The organism is Paenibacillus sp. 2RAB27 (assembly GCF_052115445.1).
Classification (GTDB): Bacteria; Bacillota; Bacilli; order Paenibacillales; family NBRC-103111; genus Paenibacillus_E.
In genome coordinates, this window is sequence record NZ_JBFRGR010000002.1 from 209,803 (window position 1) to 228,190 (window position 18,388).

The window sequence follows — 18,388 nt, forward strand, 5'->3', positions numbered from 1 at the left end:
CCTCCCTCTATTGCGGCTTATAGGTGATCAGCATTTGATCGACCATCATTTTGAAAATCGTCAAATCCTGCTTATAGTCTTCCGGTGTCGTCTTCAGACTCTTATCCTGCGTGATGGATTCATGGAAAATTTCCATTTCGATGGTGTAAGGATCTTTAAACGTTGGCCGATGGACACGCTCCTCGTAAGCTTCTCCTACTGTTTCACCTACATGCAAGGTCGTCGGCAAATGCCGGATATAAGGTGTATTGTACTGTATTTTCAACTGTTTCGTGGATCCGAACACCTCGATATGGGCATCGAAACGTCGGTTCTGATCAAGCCCCGTTTCATACGTCGCGTAGAAGCCATCGTATTCGAAAGTAGCTGCCATACTCGAACCCCCTTGCCATTGCACAGCGGAAACGACGCGATTCGGGACACCAATAAGCTCGCGCATTGCTGAAATATCATGTGAACCTAAGCCAAGCAGCAACGAATAGGCATTATAGATCTCCTGCGGAACATCACCAATCGCTTGCCTCATCAATCTTTGGTGGATGGTTTTGCGTTCGATCGCCGCTTCAGCCGGAATGTCTGTAAAGCGATGCACGGAGCTCGTTTGATTTGTAAAAAAATGATTCATCCCAATTATGCCGCGAATAACCGCATATTGAATGCGTCCCATGTCTCTGACATCCTGGACAGCCTGTGTAAATGCCGGTGCATAGCGGCGCATATAGCCGACCATGACCTTCACACCATGTTCATCTCGTGCTTCTATGATGGCATCAGCTTCTTGCTGAGTCATCGTCATCGGTTTTTCAATAAACACATGTTTCTTCTGCCCGATTGCAGCAATCGCACATGCCGTATGATACTCGTTGCTATTTAGGATAAAAACAGCATCAAGATCAGACTGCTTAACGAGCTCCAATGCATCTGTATACTGCTGGTGGACACCATATCGAGATCCTGCCCACTGCACTAAACGGGGAGATATATCACAGATCGCAGCTATTTCATAACATTCGCTTAGTGATTCTAGGATCGGCAAATGAATAATTTGAGCAACTTCTCCAAGCCCGATGACCCCAACTTTGAGTTTCTTCATGTCAACAACCTACCTCCGATTAACATCGTAAATTGAACGCCACTTCCCCTAGTACGAGTAGTCGATTGTGGAAGAGTGGTATCTACCTGAACAGTACGCTAGTTAAGCGTCGGTGTATATTTCAATTTGCGTCGTTTACTTCGAATCGATGTGAAATCCCCTTGCAAGAACACTGCAAAATGAGCCGAAATCTTCAATATCAGTTCTGATGTCCTCTTATTTGGACTGCCCCCGTCCTTGCACCATGCCGAAGATACGGAACGTGGTTCCCTTTCTCAGTACCGCGATCCACTGGAGCGTTCCCCCTACTCTCCCGACTAAATATGCATAAAAAAATCCCGGCTACATTGAGCAGGGAACGCTTGATGAAAACTGTAAAATAGTGTTTCTCCGTCTATAGGCCAGTTATTCGTTTACACGTTGCGCACAGCATCCGCTCATAACCGTCCCATCGGCCCATTCAAGATGATACGTATACTCTGCTAAAGCCGTTAATTGAACACTTCGCCTCTCAACGTCATACGTCAGTTCAGCGAGATGATTCACAGAGTCAAGTTGAAGCTTGAAGTACTTCGTGTACACATACCCGCCTACGAGAAGCTTGCCCTGTAACGGTAGCTGAATCGGTGTCGGATGGTCGAGCCGATTACGCTCGGATTCCTGTTCCACTCGGAGTGACTGTTCGGGTCGAATATGGGCTAGATGTCCTTGATCCCCGACACCTGCAAGCTCATCATAACGAACAAGCTGATTTTTGTTCAGTTGCTCCATCTCATTTACATAATTACGTGAGTGAGTGACAGGGACGCGAATATCCCCATCGCCATGCGTAATGTAGAGTGGAGTGTGCACATTCATAGCCAAGTGCAAGCCACTTCGAGCTTGGTAACGCTCCATATCTTCTTGCGGCGTGCAGCCAATCCAGACATCCATCTCGTCGCGAAATTCCCCGACTTGATCTTGTTCATACCAAACAGCGTAATCCGACATCCCATACAACGCTGATGCAGCTGCAAATAGATCAGGAAATTTGGCTACGGTGGCAAGCACATTACCGCCGCCGCCACTTCCGCCTTCCAAGTAAACAGGCTCTTCTGCGAACAGCCAGTCCTTGTATGCTTGACGAACGAATTGGACAGCATCATAGATATCAATCAGCTCAAGCCCATTACAATCTGCGCTGCCTTGGGAGAAGGCACGCCCACGCATATCCACTTGTACAATCAAATACGGGCTTTCATTCGGGGTATCCCTCCGTTGCGGCTTCGGCATACTCATATGCCAGCCGTGCAGTTGAATAAGCAGTAAACCTGGCTTCTCAGGCCTGATCACATTCATTCCGAGTTGAATTCCTGGTGTAACCGAAGAAGGATATAACCGAAAATCCTGGTAGGGCGAATAAGCTTCTACCAATCCTTCCATTTTATCTAATCGTTCGGAGTCCTCGTACTGTGCAAACATGCAGCCACCTCACCTTTAATAAAGTCAATACCTTCTCGGATCTCTCCATTTGAGTTGTCATAGCTCTGTAATTCGACATGTAGAGGGTTTTCCCTTTGTCATACCTGATGCTAAAGAAGGAGCTAAGCGTGTTGTCGCTTAGCTCCTTTCCATCCAATCTACCTGTGCCTCAAATCCTCCGGCTGCAGTGGCACTGAGTAAATCCGCACATTTTTTATACACCCTTGGAATGCGGCTTTGCCGTCGTCATCACCAAACGCATCTTTCCCAAATCGTCCACCATACCCGCCGGCAGTATCATGAATGTTGACCCAGCCGATGTCCGCGTGACCTTCCGCCACACAAGTCCTATTCAAATATAAACATAACTTACCTTCTACGTAAGTAACTGCCGTCTGAATCCACTCTTCCAGAGGTAGTAACGCCTGTTCACCAGAAATCTTGAGTCTCGTTCCTTTCGAACAGACAACGGCCTCCAATAAACCATCCTTGATGCGCAGTGAAAGACCATTCTTGCTATCACCTTCATCGAATAAGACCTGAGTTCCCATTCTAGAAGTTGCACGGAAATCCATTGTCACAGACCGCATAGCGAAGCCTTCGTGTAAGAAACCCTCCGTCCCTTCTGCAGCAATACGAACCGGTGAGTAGGTCGGTGTTGGGTAATGTACGGATAACGCATATTTCTCGATAAGCTGTTGAAGTTCTATTTCACTAAGGGGAAACATCGTTGCATGTCGAGCACGGTAAGGAAACCGAATCAGACTTTCTGATAGTTCAGCAGACCAAGTTTTCATATCGGAGGATTCCATGACTCCGAATTTACCATAGGCCCAGTAGTCATAGTACAGTCGCCATTTCTTCACACGATCAACCCATAGAAATTCCGGACCTTCTGTATAATCTGGCGTTTGGATACCAGGAATAATTTCATAGGGTCCCTCTAGTTGATTAGATACTGCCAAAAAGTTCATCGGTGGATGCGGATATTTGGTTGGCTCATATACATGACTTTCATCCTTAATGGCCATATAATACTTACCTTCATGTTCGGCCAGGCTCGCATCGATCGTCTGAAAACCTGGATCGTAGAACAAGGTAGTGGGACAGAACGTCTGCCAATCCTTTGTACGTGAACAGTAATGCTTGCTGTTACTCAAATCTTGACCTGTGCTAGATGCCCAATAGATCAAGAATTGGTCATGGATAGGATCATAAGAAAACTCAGGAGCCCAGCTATTCACCGTATCCGGAATATCCTTCATAACAGGAAGTGCCCTCTCATCTGTCCAATGAATGAGATCGTCTGACGTTGCATATCCGATGTATGCCCCCCTCGGACGGATTGTATAGACGAGGTGCCACTTCCCATCAGGCCCTCTTCCAATAAAGGGATCTCTTAAAATCCCTTCGCCAACACTAGACGCCCATACCGGTTTATTCTCATTCAATTCATACCATTGCAATCCATCTCTGCTATAAGCGTAATGTAATTCCTCAACTTTGTGGGTTTGCCCCGGACCTGATCGAAAATAGCCCATGAGATAGGCGTTATGATTGCTTTTGCTCGTCGTAAGCACTTATGGAGTTCCCCTTTCGTGAAAGAATTATTGTTCAAGGCATGTTAGGGATTAATTTTTGCGAAGTGTGTTCGAGTAGTGATAACTAGATCCGGCACTGTTCTGCGCGGTAATCCGATAGTAATAAGTAGTTCCGGAAGTCAAGCCCGTGTCCGTATACGTCGTACCTGTAAGTCCACTTTGGATAGCAGTGAAATTCGTATGCGGCTGGGTGCTGCGATACACGGTGTAACTATCCGCATTATTCCGATAAATGCGTGCCCAATTATAATTGGCCTGCACTTTTAGGGAATAGAGGCCGAACTTGCCACTTGTAAATGTGGTATCCGTTACTGTAAACATAGGTCCAATTTGATTTAGGGAACACACAATTGTACTGCCATCTACCCGGATCGACATCAACAGTTTGGATACATCCAACGATGTGACTTTACTATCGGTCATTACTTGCTGGGTCGTTTTACTAATAAGCACTGTTTCTATACCGTTCTGTACCTTCACTAACTTAAATTTATCCTCGTTGATGTTATAAACAAATTTGTAATAGTTGTTATCATCCACATAACGTGCAACGACACCATAGGCATAGGCAGATTTCCCCGAAGCCATTGCAACCTGCTCAACACTTGTTTCTCCCTCATAGTTGCCGGTCGCACTGTTGCTGAATATGGTTAATCCCGTCGTCGCAAGTGGTGATTGATAGAAATTAGCCCCTCGGCTTGTATCGGTATAGACCAACCAGCTTCCTTTATTTTGTGACCAGTTATCCGCTGCACCGTCTTCAAAATACTCATGATAGGTTTCCGTTCTAGTTGGTACCCAGCTTAAGCCAATCGCGGTCGCCGTCTCGCTGGTGATTTGATCGTCGCCGTAGAATTCGCTGCTTGCGCAGGAACAGGCATAATGAATGACTGTGAAAACGCGATCAAACCAATCAATACCAAACTTATGATGCTTGAACGACTCTTCATCATAACATCTCTTTTAAGAATGAGGATGAGGTAAACGAGCAACGTGACCAGGCGCTCTTCCCTAAGATACGCCTGTCACTGTGACATCTGCTTACTTACGTTGCTTATAGATTTCGTTAATCTCTGATGTTAATTGTTCACCTCCGCTTTTTAACCACTCGCTCACGGCTTTGTCAATCTCTTCAAGAGGTGCATCGCCTGCAATGACTCGAGACATCGAAGACATCCACTTCGTGTTCATGGTCGTGAGATTAATTTTCTTATAGGCCTCAGTTTCTGCAGCCAAACCTAAGCCCACATTGGGCCAGTCGTATTTATCGTTATTGTTCAGCCATTGTTCCACTTGTTTCACATAAGTTTGGTCATTATATTTGTGAAGCTGAATCGCTTTATCCGCGCGTCGGAAGAAATTAATGGAGAACAAACTCCCTGTTTCCTTCGTTTCTAGCTTCGTAAACGTGCCATCGGCATTTTTCTTATAATCAATACCTTCTACGCCTTCTTTCAATAGATCATAGCCTTCATCGGAAAGCATGTAATCGAGTAATTTGAGAATCCGCTGTTGCTTCTTCGGATCTGTATTTTTATTAATAACAACTTTGACTTGACCCATGCCGTCTGTTTGCGTCGCGCGAATTCCCGTTGGACCTGCTGGAGGCATCAATTGGACAAGCTCTGCTTGCGGAGCATTCTTCTTGATATTAGGAATATCTAGACGAATCACTTCGTTCGGGTTCACAAGGTGAATACCCGATTGGCCGTTCCAGAGCTTATTTCTGGCATCTGCCGATTTCATAACCAGGAAGTTCTTATCGAGCACTCCTTCTGCATAAGCTTTCCGCAGGAAACCGATGAAGCCCTTAAGTTCATCTGTTTGCGCCTGCATAGCCACTAAATTCCCATCTTTTAAGGCCCATTCATTGGCAAGTCCGAAGGCCCCCATGAGCGGAGCAGCATTTCCAAAGGTACCATTGGAATTCACAAGTACAGAGAAACCTGTTGTATCTGCTTTGCCGTTCCCATCGGGATCTTTGGTGGCAAATGCTTTCGCTACTTCATAGAATTGATCAATTGTTTCAGGCATCTTCAGGTTTAATTTATCTAGCCAATCTTTTCGGATCGACATAGAGAACAGGTGGGGAATACTATAATAGGGAATTCCGAAATACGAGTTCTTATTGTTAAGTTCTGCCCATGCACTTTCGGGGAGTTGTTTAGTTAAATTGGGATACCCGCTAAGAAAAGGTTTCACATCCAGAAATACACCTTTGTCTCGCCATTTCATGTAATCCTCGGTGGCAATGCGATATACATCTGGTAAGCTGTTTGAAGCCGCCAAAACACTAATTTTATCGTTGTAACTCGCACCGGGAATCCACTGGATATCCAGCTTAATGTTCAGCTTCTCATTCAACTTTTTCACTAGCGGTGAGTCGCTTGATGGGCCAATCTCAGCATATTGCGGAAGCATTAACGAAATGTTCATGAGCTCTTTGCCATCATCAAGATTTGCGGATGTAGCTACTGGTGTAGCGCTCGCAGCGGAATTCGTCGTCCCCTTATCTGTTGAACATGCGGCAAGGCTGCTTACAGAGAGCATTAGCGTAAGGCTTACTACAACTGTTTTTTTCACTTCAAATCCCCCTCTGATTTGTGTGCTAATCGGAATGTAATCCTTGCTACTGAGCCTGCTGGTAAAAGTAAAGATACCGTATTGCCTTCTTCGCGTATAAGCTGAGTCTCAACCAGATGATACCCTCGCTGCTCATACCAATCGGTATGTCGCATAAACGGTGAATCACTGTATTGCAGCAGAACAGATGAATTGGCATTATCGCCATCCCATCCTCCCTGCAACTCCACCTTATGGGCTTTCTTCAAATCTCGGTTGACGACAAAGAGAATCATTTCAGCGTTGTCTTCTGATAGGATTGCCGCTGCATCCACATGGGCGATCCCCGCCATAGGTCTGATCCTTACCCACGTTTGAGGTATGTCAAACGTCGTACCTTCTGTTTGAAGTTCAAAGCTACGCCACTTTGTCTCCGTTCGCATAAACGGCTCTGCATAAAATCTGGACGTATCGTTGCCAGGATTAACGGGTCTCATATCGACAGGATACGCCCGATAATACAGGGTGTTATCTCGTTGGTACGCATATTTAACGCTATCCCCTTGGCGAATAAACGTATTGAGCATGGCGGCAACATAGCACGCATGAGCCATCGTTTCGTACTCGGCTTTGGGCCAATTAGCATCCGTTTCCGGTTCCAAATTCCATTCACCAATTTCAAGAGCCAATGGTTCAATGCCATATCCGCTTGCGAGCTCTTTCAACTCTTGAATAAGTACCTCATATTGGGAAGGATACACTACTAAAACTTGATTATAAAAGCTTGGATCTGCTTCATTGCTCACTAACCAATCCTTACGCAAGCCTTCGTCCCTTATTCCTCGCGTGTATTGATGAATATCAAGCCCATCCACATAATCCTTTCCTGCAAGCGCAAACAATCGTTTGTTCCAGATCGGTGGTTGGCCTGGAATTTCGGAGAAGTCTACATACATGGGATCCTGCCCAGCGATTATAATGGTAATGCTTGGGTCCACTTCTTTCATTTTCGTATAGTAAGTTTGGATCCTCTTCGCGAAATCAATCGAGTTGGTATAGCCGAACTGATAATCACCATAGCTCTCATTCCCAACTTGCCATAGCTTCACTCCCCACGGTTCTGGATAACCGTGCTCTGCGCGCAGCCGTCCCATTGGCGTCGAAGCATCGCCATTCACGTATTCCACCCATTCTGCTGCTAATTCAGGTGGTAGATCATAACTGAAGCCAATATTCATGAAAGGCTCTGCCTCGATCAATTGGCAGAAGCGTAAAAATTCGTTCGTCCCGAAATAATTAGGTTCCAACCCGCCCCAATTCTGATTATCTCGAACAGGTCGATGCAGCCAAGGTCCAATGCCATCCTTCCAATTGTATTCATTCGCATAATTCCCACCCCACCGAATCGAAGTGACATGATAGCGCTTTAATAACGCAATTGTCGTTGGATTATACAAGCCTTCAACAGCATCTCCTGACATCAGCATCACCCAATCCAGATCAACGAAGCTAGCTTCTTCTGTATTAGCAATGATCAATAGCTTGTATTCGCCAAAAGGTGAAGCTTCATAACGTGACGAACTTACACGATCCAACGTCAACTCAACCTCATAGCGGTTCCACTCTTGCGTCAACTGAATCCTGCTGTCACTGCGTAATTCACCAGTTTTATCTTCAATCGCTACTTGCAGGTGAGTTATCGAACCCGTTGCCCGGCCGTACAATTGCAATCGGTAGGTCAGCGTTCGCTCATCGGCAAGCGTAATGCGTTGAGCAATGCCTCTGCTCATCGTACCCTCTCCGAGCTTGATCCGCTGGAACGTCTTCCAACCTTGTTTGCCATGTACACCGCCTTGCAATTGCTCGAAGGCATCAGTTACATCACCGACAGGCTCCCACGGGTAAGCTAACCCCGTTGTCGGCTCGACGTCTCTGTACATAATCTCAGTGCGCATGGTCCATGGTAAATTCGTGCCATCCTTCTTCCGCTTGGAGAACCAATGTTCAAACGATCCGTTAGCTACGCAATCATCAATAATACCTGGGTACGTATCTCTGCCATTCGTTTCAAAAAACTTGCCGAAAATCCGCTTATCGATGTACCACGGACTTACTTTCTCTGGAGCTGATTGAATGTCTATGTGTATTCCCACAGCTGCCCCTCCTCTGATCATTACTCTTTTTCACAAAAGCAGATTAATTGCTTACATGTTTAGTATGCATGGAATTCATTTATTTATCGTTACACAGAATATCTAAAACTTATCCGATTTCATTCGATTGTTTCAAGTTCTACTTCCAGCACATAAATGGCATGCGGCTCTAACGTAGTTTGCCACTTAGCATCATCAAGCTGAACTTGTTCAACCTGGGTTTGCAATGCTTGAGGTTCAAACACCGTATTGAACGCCTCGTAGTCTGAGCCTGAAATAACTGAGACGCGCGCCTCCGCCTTCGGTTCCCACGCTGTCAAACGGCAAGAAACTGGCATCTGTCTCAAGCTTCGATTCACAATAAACAGCGTCAGTCTATCCAACTTCGCAGATATCCCTGCAACGACATCTAATTCAGGCAGCTGCTTCAAGGAGAGTTCTAACTTCGATGCTCCAGCATCATAGGTAGGACAATCCACCTCTACCTCCACCAGCCGGTCTATTTGGCAATTCGCATATAATCGCAAGGAATGATAAGTAGCAGTCCCAAATATGACGTGGTTATTCCCGCTCCAACCTGGTTTCCTCATCCGCTCGTAAGCATCACCTACGCGAATGCAGCCGCCAACCCAACCGTTCACGAGATCAGAGAAATTCGCAATGTGAACAAGATGGCTTTGACGTATCATTTCGTTTAGCATGCACGCGTTGGCAACTGCAGCTTCTAGTGTATGATTATTGGGTAAATCCGGGTTTGGGAAGTACATCGTATTCCATTCCGTAACGGCAATTTTCAGATGCGCTAACTCATCGTTGTTTCGAATCAAGCTTTCAACTTCCCCAAATAGTGATCTCGCCACTTCCGGAAAAGCGGTAATCGCTTTAAATCGTGCTTCTGATGGTGTTCGAGCATCGATAGGGAAAAAATTCTGTCCTTGGTAGATATGCAAAGTAAAGAAATCCATTTCCTTGCCTGCCCGTGCCAGCACCTTCTGATTCCAGCCAGGCGCCAATGAATCTCTCGCCGTTCCGCATCCCAATAATAGAATGGAAGCGTCTTTGGCTTTCATGGCTCTAGCAAACTGGACATACATGTCTGCATAATGCTCCGCTGTACATACCCCAGCCTGCCAGGGACCATACATTTCATTGCCAACTTCCCAATACTTCACGCCATATGGCTCAGGAAATCCATGGCTTGCGCGCAATGCCCCCATTGTCGTCTCCATATCGCCATTGCAATACTCTACCCAATCCGCTGCTTCCTCCGGCGTTCCGGTACCCATATTGACACAGATTTGAGGCTCTACCCCCAATTGCTTGCATAGTGCTATGAATTCATCCGTCCCAAAATACTTATGGACATGTCCTGCTTGTTCCCACGCTTCATTGATATAATTAGGCCGCAAGGAGGTCGGGCCAACAAAATCTTCCCAATGATATAAACTAATATAATTACCGCCTAAACGCATAATCCCGCTATTCAGAGCTTTTGCCATTTGAAAGACATCTCTCTTCAATAAGCCTGTTAGTGTCGCTTGATCGGGAAGAAGTGAAATATGATCGAACCAGATCATTCCCGTCGAGACGGAATCCTCCCACTCATTTGCAGGTCTTGGAACTGCCCAAATCTGTAACTCACCGGCAGAAATAGCGCCTGAAACGCTCAATAAACCTCCTAATTCCTTCCATCTATGTCCAGTAATCTCGAGCTCTGTTTCACTTACAACCTTACCGTTCAAGCGATCAACAATTCGCACCAACACACGATGGATTTCACTTGTCGCTCGTACATATAATCGGAGCGTATGCAGGCCGGCTTCTAAATGAATATGTTGGCCAATGCCTGACATCCCTCGATCTTTATTCCATATTCGAATCTTTTGACTATGACCGCTATGCCCTCTTGCTGCTGGCTCTAAGGCATATTGCGTATGCTTCCCATCGTGAAGAGGAAACCACGAACCTGATACACCATCCAAGTTCGTGTCTTCTTCTTCAAAATCCATATTGCGAACGGGAAATGCCAACATTGCTGTCATATGATCATCAATATCCTCAATAAAATGACCAAACAGGTAAGGACTTACCGTGTGACTTGAAAGCTTTTTTTCAACGTTGATATGCGCTTCTTTCATACCCTTCACTCCTTTATCCTGGTGCCGTCTTCTTCAAGAACAGGAATTCGGATGGAAACAACGGTTCCCCTGTTTGCAAATGACGTTATCGTCAATCCATAGGCTGGACCGTATTGCAAGACTAATCGCGCTTGAACATTCACTATGCCTAGGGATTCACTCTTAATTAGCGTCTCGTTTGCTTGAGTTACAATCCAACTCAACCGCTCCTGTAATTCTTTTAGTTTAGTTTCTTCTATGCCATTGCCATTATCGGCGATTTCAATAATGAGATCGTTTGCCTCCTGATACGCGTTAATAATAACCGTTCCATTCCCGCTCTTCGGTTCAACTGCGTACTTAATCGCATTTTCAATAATCGGCTGCAGCGAGCATTTCACGATGCGTATATCGAGATATTTCTCATGTACATAAAAGCGACTCTGGAAATTTTTTGGAAATCTAATTTCGATAATTTCCAGGTATTTTTCTAATTGATTTATTTCTTCTCTAAGCGTTACGATCGGCTCAATAATGGAGGCAGTATATCGATAATAGTCACCTAAATTTTTGGCAATAACTTGGATCCGCTCATTTTTTTCGATATAAGCTAAGCTATTGATAATCTCCAACGTATTGTAGAGGAGATGCGGATTGATTTGATTTTGCAGCGCTTGAATCATTGCTTCTTTTTGCCTCAGCAGAATGTGCATTTCATTGACTTTCATGGAACTCACCGTTTCAATGAGCTGTAGAAGCTGGTCTGTCATTCGGTTATAGCTGCGGCTCAGCAGTTGAATTTCATCTTTCCCAGGTAATACCTTGGCACGTACGTCTAAATTTCCTTTCTCTACATGCTCCATCAGCTGCTTCAATTGTCGAACTGGCCGGATGAACCATTGCGCCACCATCGGTACGAGCACTAACACAAAGGCTGCAAGAATAAGCATCGCAGCAAGCATGGCTTTTCTAGCCACTGTAATCCCGCTAGCCATCTCCTCAAACGGCACCATTGCCACAAGCTTCCATTCCGTTAACTCCGAATAATTGGCAGCAACCAGCATTTCTGTTCCTTGAAGCTCTTGAACCGAAGAAGATGTAAGTAAATTCAAAGGAGCTAACTCCGTTTGTTCGATCCGCTTCCCAATCCAATCCGAATTCGGGTGATATACGATCGTGCCATCGTTGGCTAGTATGAAAAAATAACCCTTTTTGGCAAGCGAAGATCGGACAATCGTTTTCTCAAGTTCACTAATGCGCAAATTGATAACAAGTCTTCCTCCCAGCTTCATCGTATCTGTCGCGTAAATAGGAACGAGTAAGGAAATCACGTTTTTACCTGTGACTTGCGATTGATGGGTTGGAAGCACCTTTAGAGTACTGCTCATCGGCATGGCAAACCAAGGCTCATTCAGATAAACTTTGGAAGCCTCATCAAAACGCTGCACATTGGAGACAATTCTGCCGCTTTGGGACATGAGAAACATACTGTCAACCTCGCTGTAATTAAGGGCGACGTAATTATTCAGCACATCCTCCAAGTCGGCCAGTTGAGCCGGCGTACTCGGCGCCTCGTTCACTAGCCAATTCTGAACAATTCCCACATTCCCCAACTGGCTGTTAAACTCATTGCGTTTGGGCAAAGGTCCAGCCAAGAGGGATGAAACTGATATTTTCATTTGTTGAATATAGAGATCGATTTGACGATTCAAGCGATACGATGCATCATCAGCGAACTGATAAAAATCGTTTCTCGCCGCTTTCGCATATAAGTATTGGGAAAAAGTACCCATTAAAAGAATAGATGTCAAAGTTGCAATCAGTAAGATGACGATCAATTTAGCTTTAATCGAATAGCGGCTGAACCACGTCCCCCATCTCATAGGCCGAGACTCTTTCGATATTCATTGGGTGTCAGTGAAGATACTTGCTTAAACACTCGGTTAAAGTAAGGTAAGGAAGCAAAGCCGACCTCATCGGCAATTTCATATATTTTCATATCTGTATTTCGTAAAAATTCCAACGATTTTTCAATTCTTATTTGATTAACATAGTTCACAAAGCTTTTCCCCGTGTACTGTTTAAATAGTACGCCAAAATAGGAGGTGCTTATATTGGTGTAATCGGACATCTGTTTCAAGGTTAGCTCATCCTGTAGATGTGTCTGTATATAAGTAATCGCTTTCTTGATTACCAAACGCATATTATTGCTAGAGAACTGCGGGTAACGACGTATCCACTCATGCAAAATCGTATGAAACACCTGGCGCACTTGCATTTCGTTGAGGTCTTCCGAAATAGTGGGCTCTTCAAAGCTCGGGTACATGATTTTCACAAATTCCATGAGCTTGCCAAGAAAGATCCGAACATAACTTGTCTTCGCACCATGATCGAGTGTCCGATTCCCGAGAATCGCACCCAATACTTGGTTCGCTTGCTCAAACAACGTCACCGGATTCCCTTCAGATAAGCGATCAACAAAGATCTGAATGTCCTGCAGCAGTTGATTCGATTCAGCGAATGTTTCCAGTCGACTGACAGATCGTGATAAAGCCGAATGCAGCTCCATCTCAGATATAGGCTTTAGCAAGTATTCAGAAACATGCAGACGGATCGCATTCTGCGCATAAGAGAATCTATCATGTCCGCTGATAATAATGGAAACAACAGGTAGACGCATTTGTCGAATACGCTGAATCAGTTCAAGTCCATCCTTGTCCGGCATTTGAATATCGGTAATAACAACAGTCGGCCAGAGCTCTTGAAGGAGCCGCCATCCCTCCTCGCAGCTGGATGCCTCGCCTGTCACTTTAAAGCCATTCAATTGACCGACCATTTCTACAATAGCATCTCTAATTAACAGCTCATCTTCTACAACGAGAACATGATACATACTCTGCTTCCCCCTATACCCTCATGGATGTGATTACTTCAACCATACAATAGGAAGAACGTATTTGAACAGTACATACTTGGCCACCCTTACCCTTTTACCGAACCCATCATCATACCTTTGCTAAAATATTTCTGCATAAAAGGATACACGAGTAATAACGGTGTTGCGGTTAGTAGAATGGCTGCATGCCGGACAGCAGGCGAATATTCATAGCCATGCTCCGTCACGGCTAACCCTAATTCGGAAGCATTCACAATCAGTACCTGACGAAGAAATACTTGAAGCGGATATGCTTTGATATCGTTGAGGTACAAGACCGCTTGGAAATACGTGTTCCAATTAGCTACCGTATAGAACAGGCTGAATGTTACGATGACCGGCAAAGAAATCGGCAGGATTACGCGCCAAAGAATACTAAATTCCCCACATCCGTCAATACGGGCAGATTCCTTGATCTCGCTAGGCAACGTTTGAAAAAAGCTGCGCATGACAATCATATTAAACGGAGCAATCGCATTCACGAGCCAGATTGACCAGTACGAATTAATCAAACCAAGTTTATTCACGACTAAATAGGTAGGAATCATGCCTCCGTGAAACAACATGGTGAACAGAACCATAAAGTTAACTGCCTTTCTGCCTCTTACGCCAGGTTGAGTCAATCCGTAAGCCATCAAAATGGAGAGGGTCATATTGATGATGGTCCCAAACACCGTCAAAGTAACCGCATTCTTGAATGCACCTGTAAACTGATCATTATCTAACAGAAACCGATACGCTTCTAATGTCCACATTTCAGGCCACAGCACCACACCTTTCAGGAGCAACTCTTTACTTGTCGCAAAGGAGCTAAAGATTGTGAAGAGGAAGGGCACAACAACAACCAAACCCAAACTTAATAAAATTAAGATAACCACTGTATTAAAGATCTGATCCTTCCATACTTGTTCTGATTTCATCGACTAGTACACCCCTTCCTCGCCGAACTTGCGAGCTAAGCGATTGGCACCGAGTACAAGTACAAGTCCTACAATGGATTTAAACATGCCAACAACGGCTGAATAACTGTAATCTCGCTGTAAGATTCCTGTCCGATACACGTAAGTATCAAAAACGTCTGACACATTCACATTTAATGGATTTTGCAGCAAATAAATATGCTCGAACCCAATGTCCATAAAATTGCCTAGTCGTAAAATAAACAGAACGATCACCACATATCGAATACCAGGTAAGGTAATATGCCAAATCTGCCGAAACCGCCCTGCGCCATCAACCTTTGCCGCTTCATACAAGGAAGGATCAATGGATGCCATTGTTGCTAGATACAAAATGGATCCCCAACCCATGCCTTGCCATATATTTTGTAAGAGCCACATCGGGCGAAGCCATTCTGCTTTCGTGAACAGCTCGATTTTACCAAGCCCCGCGGATTGAAGCCATTGATTAATAACGCCATCTTGCGATGAAAACAAAGTCATTGTGATAGATACAATCACAACCCATGAGATAAAATGCGGTGCATACATAATCGTTTGCACGACATTTCGGAGAGCTTTCAATCTTGCTTCATTAAGAAGGAGTGCCAGAATAATGGGAGCTGGGAAGAAAAAAAGAATATCCATGCCGGCAAATAGAAACGTATTTTTTAAAAGCATAGGAAAATCGTGTTCTGTAAATAAACGTTTGAAATTGTCAAAACCGACCCACTGACTTTTCATAATCCCAACAAAGGGGTCATAACGCTGAAAAGAAATCAACAACCCAAACATGGGAATGTATTTGAAAATTAAAAAATAAAGCAAGCCTGGTGCAATCATGACGTAGAAAGGAAGATGATCTAGTCTCCATGTTGTCTTCCTCAGTTTAATAGGCGTAGCTTTGGGTGATGTCAGTGCATTCCTCATGATTACCTCCACATGTATGTACTTCATTTGATATTTATTATACGGACAGCACCTCCTAATTACGTTGTCTAGAATAGCTATTTCTTAACCGATTTCACTTTATCTATCGGTGTAGCCCAAAAGGCTACTCGTGTAAATAGCGCTGTGCCATAACGTTATTCGGGTTACTAGCGTAAGTGGCAGGGTTTAATTATCCAGAATTTTCATCCAACTGCATAGGTCATGTATCGTTCTATTTCTTACATTATTTTTCCATATATACAAACAGGTAGACCCACGGCCACTGGCTGAGGGTCTACCTGTTTGTATTTATTGTGAGGCGAATTTGTTTTAAACGATAGAACAATATTTATCGCCTTAATTGTCTGAATGAAACCTGTATAACCGCCAAGGCTTGTGTCCACCGAAGTACCGCACAACCTTGTCCTTTCCTTCGACCGGATGTACATGGAAATCAGGAACCTCTTCACTCGGATAGAGTACAGCCTCTTCGCCCTTCTCCAACGCCAGTGATAGCTCATCGTGGATAACCGTTTCACCAGACACTCGCTCCTTGCCATCCACGCCGAAGATCTCCCATCGAATCCGTCCCTGCCAGCCCGTCTTGATCAGACAGGGTTCTCCCGCCAAACTCTTCACTCTAATCCACTGCGTGGCAGCATCCTTGCGGACTGCGCTGACTAAGAAAGCGCCTTCCCCACGCAAATCATGGAAGGCCAGTTCTGTCCACGCTCCCGGCACAGCCGGAAACACTCGCAGCTTGCCGCCCCAGCTCTGAAGCAGCATATCCTGGATCGATTCTGCACCGGCCAGCGGCGTTTCGATCACCGGTCCCGCTTCCTTGTACATCGTATTCGGCTTAATGATGAGCAGCAGCGATTGCAGGAGCCGCATCACCTCATCACCCCATCCAAGTACTGCGGCAATGGATGCCGCTCCGGTCATACTGAAGCCGCGTAGATCGCCTTCTTTCGCCAGCCAATGACGCAGAGAAGTTGCGATTAAAGCCCGCTCTTCCTCCGTTTCTCCACTGATCAGATGCAGCGGGAAAATCGCCAGCAAGTGACTAAAGTGACGATGGCCGTAGGCAAGCGGCATATCACGCCCCACCATAAAGCCAGTCTCATCGACTGGCAACGGAACCAAACGCTCCAGAATGTCTTCCCACTTCGGACTGAGCGGATCGCTAACGCTCAACCTCTTGCATATCGCAAGTAAGGTCTCACAGCCCCAGCGCAGCAAGGAAAGATCATAATGACAGTCCGGCACCGTTGTCCGCATGAATGAGCCGTACTCGGGAGATATCGTCGGAGGCAGATGCAAGCAGCCGTCCTCGCCCTCCTCCAGCAGATGGATATAATAATTCACACTCCGCTTTAAAATCGGAAATAATATTTCCTCCAACATGCCATCATCCATGGTATATCGGTAGTGCCGCCACACGTTATGACAAATCCACGTTAAATTGCCAACCTCATCCTCTACATTCGTCTCTAAGTCGAAGCTGCAGCTCCGTCCTAACCCAGCCGAATCGTGCTGGAAACGTTCAGGCACATTGCGAATCAGCTGGTTCCTATTCGCATGCAATGAACGAACAAGAGATTCCCCCATCTCCAAACGATTAGCCGTATAAACTGGTGAATAACTCATCTGTACATTCATGTTAAACCAAACACCAGGCCATGGCGTCGATGTAAGCCAAGGACCTTGATTATCAATCAAGGGTTTGTCTACTCGCGTAGCTGAAGCCAACTTATACATTTGTATCCAGTAAAAGCTTTCCAATCGTCCATCCGGCAGCGAAACGAAGCTTTGCTGGTAATAGCGGTGCCACCATGCTCGGTGAGCTTGTACCCATTCTTCGAAATTCGCTGCCGAAGCCTGTCCCACAGCCTCTACGGCTTCAGCCTTTGCCGCTTCACCATACCCCCGGGCAATGGACAGCCAACAGATCCGCCGATTCGGCGAAACCTGCACGTCCTTCCAAGCGGTTACGCAGCCATCTTCGCCGGAATACCGTTGGGTACACACGCGGATGCCATCCTCATCTTCCGTATAGGCTACTTCCGTCTGCGGCACATATTGATTTAAATTCACGCCGTCTGCGTTCTTCAGAACAGGATCGACTTCTGGAAAAGGGTACCACGCAAAGCGAGCGCCACTTTCTCCTTCTGTCGTCTCGATCTCGATGGCGATCACCGGATCGAGACTGTGCACGAGTGAGCGCAGTTTAACCACTCCGCTCGTTGTCGTCAACGTACCCTGCAATTCAGCGTTCCACAAGTTAATGCGCATCTGTGTGGGATGATAGATCTTTCCTTCCAATTCCAGATCCAGTTCACCAAGCTGAACGCGTGGCGGGAATCCCGGTTTGTCCGTACGGTTGGCCGTCACATCCGTCCGCCCAGTAACCATGCGGAGCACATTTCGCTTACTCGCATGCTCCTCGCCATAAACCATCGTGCCGAGCAAGCCATTGCCGAGGAAAGCTCCTTCGTCCCAGCTAACTGGCTTAACTACCCATTCCATATCGTTATTGGCCATGTAGGCTTCCCAATCGACCTCTAGTTTAACCGCCGAGCTGTTAACTTCTTTCAC

At 45.6% G+C, this 18,388-nt stretch carries 13 protein-coding genes; all 13 read right to left on the reverse strand.

Going from position 1 to position 18,388, the window contains the following annotated elements; all coding sequences use genetic code 11:
• Nucleotides 1-7: 7 nt before the first annotated feature.
• Nucleotides 8-1,093 carry a Gfo/Idh/MocA family protein gene (locus AB4114_RS03770; protein WP_441987209.1) on the reverse strand — a complete coding sequence of 362 codons (1,086 nt, stop codon included), beginning with the start codon at nt 1,091-1,093 and terminating at the stop codon, nt 8-10.
• A 405-nt stretch (nt 1,094-1,498) separates the two neighbouring features.
• Complete coding sequence (locus AB4114_RS03775; RefSeq protein WP_441987210.1) at nt 1,499-2,554, reverse strand: alpha/beta hydrolase family protein; 1,056 nt, start codon at nt 2,552-2,554, stop codon at nt 1,499-1,501.
• A 158-nt stretch (nt 2,555-2,712) separates the two neighbouring features.
• Nucleotides 2,713-4,134, reverse strand: a complete 1,422-nt coding sequence (locus AB4114_RS03780; RefSeq protein WP_441987211.1) for a LamG-like jellyroll fold domain-containing protein — start codon at nt 4,132-4,134, stop codon at nt 2,713-2,715.
• Nucleotides 4,135-4,185: 51 nt separating this feature from the next.
• Nucleotides 4,186-4,872, reverse strand: coding sequence for a hypothetical protein (locus tag AB4114_RS03785; protein WP_441987212.1), 687 nt, complete (start codon nt 4,870-4,872; stop codon nt 4,186-4,188).
• Between the two features lie 86 nt (nt 4,873-4,958).
• Nucleotides 4,959-5,108 (reverse strand): hypothetical protein, encoded by a 150-nt coding sequence (locus AB4114_RS03790; protein WP_441987213.1) that lies wholly within the window; start codon nt 5,106-5,108, stop codon nt 4,959-4,961.
• Between the two features lie 88 nt (nt 5,109-5,196).
• The gene (locus AB4114_RS03795) at nt 5,197-6,738 is read right to left on the reverse strand and encodes an extracellular solute-binding protein (RefSeq protein ID WP_441987214.1); all 1,542 of its coding nucleotides are present in this window, start codon (nt 6,736-6,738) and stop codon (nt 5,197-5,199) included.
• Nucleotides 6,735-8,870 carry a hypothetical protein gene (locus AB4114_RS03800; protein ID WP_441987215.1) on the reverse strand — a complete coding sequence of 712 codons (2,136 nt, stop codon included), beginning with the start codon at nt 8,868-8,870 and terminating at the stop codon, nt 6,735-6,737. The genes AB4114_RS03795 and AB4114_RS03800 overlap by 4 nt, the downstream gene beginning before the upstream one ends.
• 119 nt (nt 8,871-8,989) lie before the next feature.
• Nucleotides 8,990-10,879 (reverse strand): alpha-L-arabinofuranosidase C-terminal domain-containing protein, encoded by a 1,890-nt coding sequence (locus AB4114_RS03805; protein ID WP_441987467.1) that lies wholly within the window; start codon nt 10,877-10,879, stop codon nt 8,990-8,992.
• 134 nt (nt 10,880-11,013) lie between these two features.
• Nucleotides 11,014-12,870: a sensor histidine kinase gene (locus AB4114_RS03810; RefSeq protein WP_441987216.1), complete on the reverse strand. Its 1,857-nt coding sequence runs from the start codon at nt 12,868-12,870 to the stop codon at nt 11,014-11,016.
• Nucleotides 12,867-13,880, reverse strand: a complete 1,014-nt coding sequence (locus AB4114_RS03815; RefSeq protein ID WP_441987217.1) for a response regulator transcription factor — start codon at nt 13,878-13,880, stop codon at nt 12,867-12,869. Before AB4114_RS03815 ends, AB4114_RS03810 begins: the two co-directional genes overlap by 4 nt.
• Nucleotides 13,881-13,969: 89 nt before the next feature.
• Nucleotides 13,970-14,842, reverse strand: coding sequence for a carbohydrate ABC transporter permease (locus AB4114_RS03820; protein WP_441987218.1), 873 nt, complete (start codon nt 14,840-14,842; stop codon nt 13,970-13,972).
• A 3-nt stretch (nt 14,843-14,845) separates the two neighbouring features.
• On the reverse strand, nt 14,846-15,790 hold the full coding sequence (locus AB4114_RS03825; RefSeq protein WP_441987219.1) for an ABC transporter permease: 945 nt from the start codon (nt 15,788-15,790) through the stop codon (nt 14,846-14,848).
• A gap of 357 nt (nt 15,791-16,147) precedes the next feature.
• The gene (locus tag AB4114_RS03830) at nt 16,148-18,388 is read right to left on the reverse strand and encodes a glycosyl hydrolase family 95 catalytic domain-containing protein (RefSeq protein ID WP_441987220.1); all 2,241 of its coding nucleotides are present in this window, start codon (nt 18,386-18,388) and stop codon (nt 16,148-16,150) included.

Excerpts from the sequence above, each read along its gene's own strand:
- AB4114_RS03770 (WP_441987209.1), bottom strand. The coding sequence starts at position 1,093 with ATGAAGAAACTCAAAGTTGGGGTCATCGGGCTTGGAGAAGTTGCTCAA.
- AB4114_RS03775 (WP_441987210.1), bottom strand. The coding sequence starts at position 2,554 with ATGTTTGCACAGTACGAGGACTCCGAACGATTAGATAAAATGGAAGGA.
- AB4114_RS03790 (WP_441987213.1), bottom strand. The coding sequence starts at position 5,108 with ATGATGAAGAGTCGTTCAAGCATCATAAGTTTGGTATTGATTGGTTTG.
- AB4114_RS03805 (WP_441987467.1), bottom strand. The coding sequence starts at position 10,879 with ATGGATTTTGAAGAAGAAGACACGAACTTGGATGGTGTATCAGGTTCG.
- AB4114_RS03810 (WP_441987216.1), bottom strand. The coding sequence starts at position 12,870 with ATGAGATGGGGGACGTGGTTCAGCCGCTATTCGATTAAAGCTAAATTG.
- AB4114_RS03815 (WP_441987217.1), bottom strand. The coding sequence starts at position 13,880 with ATGTATCATGTTCTCGTTGTAGAAGATGAGCTGTTAATTAGAGATGCT.
- AB4114_RS03820 (WP_441987218.1), bottom strand. The coding sequence starts at position 14,842 with ATGAAATCAGAACAAGTATGGAAGGATCAGATCTTTAATACAGTGGTT.
- AB4114_RS03825 (WP_441987219.1), bottom strand. The coding sequence starts at position 15,790 with ATGAGGAATGCACTGACATCACCCAAAGCTACGCCTATTAAACTGAGG.